The sequence below is a fragment of the Streptomyces ipomoeae 91-03 genome, assembly GCF_000317595.1.
Taxonomy (GTDB): Bacteria; Actinomycetota; Actinomycetes; order Streptomycetales; family Streptomycetaceae; genus Streptomyces; species Streptomyces ipomoeae.
In genome coordinates, this window is the sequence record NZ_AEJC01000354.1 from 1 (window position 1) to 3,988 (window position 3,988).

4 protein-coding genes and 1 pseudogene are annotated in these 3,988 nt (G+C 69.1%); 3 read left to right on the forward strand and 2 right to left on the reverse strand.

All coding sequences use genetic code 11. From position 1 onward, the window contains the following. Positions 1-280: 280 nt before the first annotated feature. On the reverse strand, positions 281-730 hold the full coding sequence (locus tag STRIP9103_RS22590; protein WP_009319721.1) for a hypothetical protein: 450 nt from the start codon (positions 728-730) through the stop codon (positions 281-283). A 272-nt stretch (positions 731-1,002) separates the two neighbouring features. Between STRIP9103_RS22590 and STRIP9103_RS22595 the strand changes: the two genes are divergently transcribed. After that, on the forward strand, positions 1,003-2,532 hold the full coding sequence (locus tag STRIP9103_RS22595) for a helix-turn-helix domain-containing protein (RefSeq protein WP_009319717.1): 1,530 nt from the start codon (positions 1,003-1,005) through the stop codon (positions 2,530-2,532). A 195-nt stretch (positions 2,533-2,727) separates the two neighbouring features. On the opposite strand, the pseudogene STRIP9103_RS22600 reads toward STRIP9103_RS22595, so the two are convergent. After that, positions 2,728-3,057, reverse strand: a pseudogene (locus STRIP9103_RS22600) (siderophore-interacting protein); the annotation flags it as partial. Between STRIP9103_RS22600 and STRIP9103_RS50750 the strand changes: the two are divergent. Continuing rightward, positions 3,023-3,178 (forward strand): hypothetical protein, encoded by a 156-nt coding sequence (locus STRIP9103_RS50750; protein WP_181811089.1) that lies wholly within the window; start codon positions 3,023-3,025, stop codon positions 3,176-3,178. The pseudogene STRIP9103_RS22600 and the gene STRIP9103_RS50750 sit on opposite strands and share 35 nt — an antisense overlap. A 135-nt stretch (positions 3,179-3,313) precedes the next feature. Continuing rightward, on the forward strand, positions 3,314-3,823 hold the full coding sequence (locus tag STRIP9103_RS22605; protein WP_009319715.1) for a MarR family winged helix-turn-helix transcriptional regulator: 510 nt from the start codon (positions 3,314-3,316) through the stop codon (positions 3,821-3,823). Positions 3,824-3,988 lie beyond the last annotated feature (165 nt).

Sequence of the window (3,988 nt, forward strand, 5' to 3'; positions counted from 1 at the left end):
CCGCCGGACTCGGCACCTCGCCGTCGTCCTGCGCCGTACCGGCGTCCGCGTCGGCCTCGCCGCGGCGCTGTGGACCCGGCACCGGGGCGGCCGGTGGGGTGGCCTCGCACGGGACCCCGTCCACCGGCTCGGGTACCAGTCCGGTCATACTTCCTCCTGGTGTTGCGGAGCTTGTGCTGCGGGTGCTGTCAGTGGGGAATCCCGGCGACAGGACGGTTGTCTTTACGCCAGGCGTCGAAATCCGCCCCGGGCGCTTCGACGCGCTCCCTTTCACGGGAAGTCACCCGCCCGCACGGCGCTCACGGGCGCGCCGGGACGCACGCACCCGGCGTACGAGCCGGGCCGCCGCCACGAAGAGGGCCGTGGCGAGCGCGACGCCGGCCGAGGCCATCGACCCGTCGTGCACCACCGCGTACTGGTGCACCGCGGACGCCAGTGCCCCGGTGCCGCCGACGGCGAAGAGCCCCGCGGCCGTGGTGCATCCGCCTTCGATGCGCCGGTCCATCCGGTCGAGGCGAGCCGCCATCCGGGCGAACTCCGCGTCGGAGGGCGGCGATCCGGCGGGGCGGGACGGGTAGTGCGTCATCTCGTCTGCTCCTGACGTTCGGGGGCGGTCAAGGCCGTCACGGTCGGAGACGGTCGTCGCGGTCGTCGCGTACGGGGACGGTCGTCGCGGTCGTCGCGTACGGAGACGGTCGTCACGGTCGTCGCGTACGGAGACGGTCGTCACGGTCGTCGCGTACGGAGACGGTCGTCATGACCGTCGCGTACGGAGACGGTCGTCATGACCGTCGCGTATGGGGACTCACGGCCGTCGTGGGCGGGCGCTGCCGCCCCGTACGACGTCCGCACCCCTAATCGCCGTTCGGGGGACCCTTCCGTTACTTCCGGGAGCAGAAGTGGCATCCATCACACGCGCTTTCGGGTTTCGTACAGGTCCCTCTCACCCACCTGGCCCAGCCCGACGCGAAGTTCATCTCATATGCGAGATAGCCTCGCCGCATGACCGACGACTACCTCGTACGTATCGGCAAGCTCATCCGTGACGCCAGGCAGCACCGGGGCTGGACACAGTCGCAGTTGGCGGAGGCGCTCGGCACCAGTCAGAGCGCGGTGAATCGAATCGAGCGCGGCAACCAGAACATCAGCCTTGAGATGATCGCTCGCATCGGCGAAGCGCTGGACAGTGAAATCGTGTCCCTGGGGTACGCGGGCCCGATGCATCTGCGTGTGGTGGGCGGACGTCGGCTCTCCGGCTCGATCGACGTGAAGACCAGCAAGAACGCGTGTGTCGCGCTGCTGTGCGCCTCCTTGTTGAACAAGGGGCGCACGGTACTGCGCCGGGTGGCTCGGATCGAGGAGGTGTACCGCCTGCTGGAGGTGCTCGGCTCCATCGGCGTACGCACCCGGTGGATCAGCGGCGGCGTCGACCTGGAGATCGTGCCGCCGACCGAGCTGGACCTCGACGCCATCGACGCGGAGGCGGCCCGCCGTACGCGGTCCATCATCATGTTCCTCGGCCCGCTGCTGCACCGTATGGACCACTTCAGACTGCCGTACGCCGGTGGCTGCGACCTCGGTACGCGGACCATCGAGCCGCACATGATCGCGCTGCGCCGGTTCGGGCTGGACATCACCGCCACCGAGGGGCTGTACCACGCCGAGGTGGACCGGTCCGTCGTCCCGGGCCGTCCGATCGTGCTGACCGAGCGCGGCGACACGGTGACCGAGAACGCGCTGCTCGCCGCCGCCCGCCACGACGGCGTGACCGTCATCCGCAACGCCTCCTCCAACTACATGGTCCAGGACCTGTGCTTCTTCCTGGAGGCCCTCGGCGTACGGGTGGACGGCATCGGCACCACCACGCTCACCGTGCACGGCGTGCCGCACATCGACGTGGACGTCGACTACTCCCCCTCCGAGGACCCGGTAGAGGCGATGAGTCTGGTCGCCGCCGCGGTCGTCACCGAGTCCGAACTCACCGTGCGCCGGGTGCCGATCGAGTTCCTGGAGATCGAACTGGCGGTCCTGGAGGAGATGGGCCTCGACCACGACCGCTCGGCGGAGTACGTCGCCGACAACGGCCGTACCCGGCTGGTGGACCTCACCGTGCGGCCGTCCAAGCTCCAGGCGCCGATCGACAAGATCCACCCGATGCCGTTCCCCGGCCTGAACATCGACAACGTGCCGTTCTTCGCGGCCATCGCCGCCGCCGCGCAGGGCAAGACCCTCATCCACGACTGGGTGTACGACAACCGCGCGATCTATCTCACCGACCTCAACCGCATCGGCGGCCGCCTCCAACTCCTCGACCCGCACCGCGTGCTCGTCGAGGGCCCGACCCGCTGGCGCGCCGCCGAGATGATGTGCCCGCCCGCCCTCCGCCCCGCCGTCGTCGTCCTGCTGGCCATGCTGGCGGCCGAGGGCACGTCCGTCCTGCGCAACGTGTACGTCATCAACCGCGGCTACGAGGACCTGGCGGAGCGCCTGAACTCGGTGGGCGCGCAGATCGAGATCTTCCGGGACATTTGAGCGACGGAGGTCGCCGCATCCGACCTGACCTGCACTGATGCGGGCCTGGAGGGGGTGCGGCGGCATCTCTGGGACTTCTCTGGGACTTTGGGCCCTCGGCGGGCTACGGGCCGCGCTCCACGAGCTCTGAGAATGGCGAGCGTCTTGTGTGCGACGTCCAGGGCCGCCTTTTCCTGCGAGTGCCGCTCCCGTGCCCTACTCCAATCCCCTCTTACCCGGCGCCCAGAACGGCTTGGTGAGCACGGACCGCCGGTCCCAGCCCAACTCCCGTACCAGCAGCTGCCGTACGGACTGAACGGTCCTCGCCTCCCCGGCGACGTACGCGACCCCGCCCGGCTCGGGAGCGAGCCGCCGTACCCCGTCAGGGAGTGAACTGCCGCCCCTGGTCAGCCAGTCGAGCCGATCGGAGTGGCGCAGCGGGAGCCGGTCCGCGGCCGTCTCAGTCTCCACGCACCCGGAGATCCGCGCCTCCGCGGGCAGTGCCTCCAGCATGGCCCCGAAGGCGACGGACGCCGATGATGACCCGCGTGCCGGGCTGGGCGGCGATGCGCCGCACCGCGTGCGCGCCGAGCCCTGCGGTGGCACCGGTCATCACGACGACACGCTGCGGCTGAATGTGATCCATGGCCGGGTTGTCCTGTCCTGATCAATGGGAGTCGCCGGCCGCGGTCTTCGAGCGCGCGGCCCATCGGTGACCTTCACTGCCGGTTGCCGCTACGGCGGCACCGTGAGATCGTTGTTAACGTAACCTCACATATATTATCAATTGTTAAGGAACTAGTTGTCGACATCAATCCCCGAGCCGGACACACCCGGCGAGACACGCGCGCCCGTGACAGGCCAGCAACTGCTCGCCGCGTTCACGAATCTGGGTAAAAGTCTGAGGCGGTGGATGCAGGCGAACATGCCCACGGGTGGCCGGATGACGGTGCCGCGCGCCACCCTGCTCATGGGTCTGACGCTCAAGAGCGAACCGGCCGGCATGGGCGAGCTCGGCGAGCCCCTGGGCATGTCTCCCAGGAACATGACCGTTCTGGTGGACGGCCTGGAGAAGGAGGGGCTGGTCCGACGTGTCAGTCATCCGCACGACCGCCGGGTCAAGCTGGTCGAGCTCACCCCGGCCGGTCGGCGTGTGGTGGAGCAGGAGCTCGGGCCGTCGCACGCGGCGGCAGCGGCGTTGTTCGACGACTTCACACCCGAGGAACGGGCCGAGTTGCTCAGGCTGTTGGTGAAGGTGGGCGACTCCCTGCGCACGCGCGGGATCGACGTGCCCTCCCCCGGCCAGGGTTGATCATCTGGGAGGTGCGCGTTGACTCCATCGTCATCCGGGCATGAGCATTCGCCGGCCATGGACGCGTTCCTGGCCACGGTCGTGTTCGGGATCTCGCTGCTGGCGCCCGTTCTGGACGACAACAGCGACACCCCGTCCCTGACCCTCCAGGGCGCGTTCCACGCG

Bases quoted from the DNA above. Each gene is read 5' to 3' on its own strand.
- STRIP9103_RS50750 (WP_181811089.1), top strand. From the start codon at position 3,023: ATGGCCCCGAAGGCGACGGACGCCGATGATGACCCGCGTGCCGGGCTG.
- STRIP9103_RS22595 (WP_009319717.1), top strand. From the start codon at position 1,003: ATGACCGACGACTACCTCGTACGTATCGGCAAGCTCATCCGTGACGCC.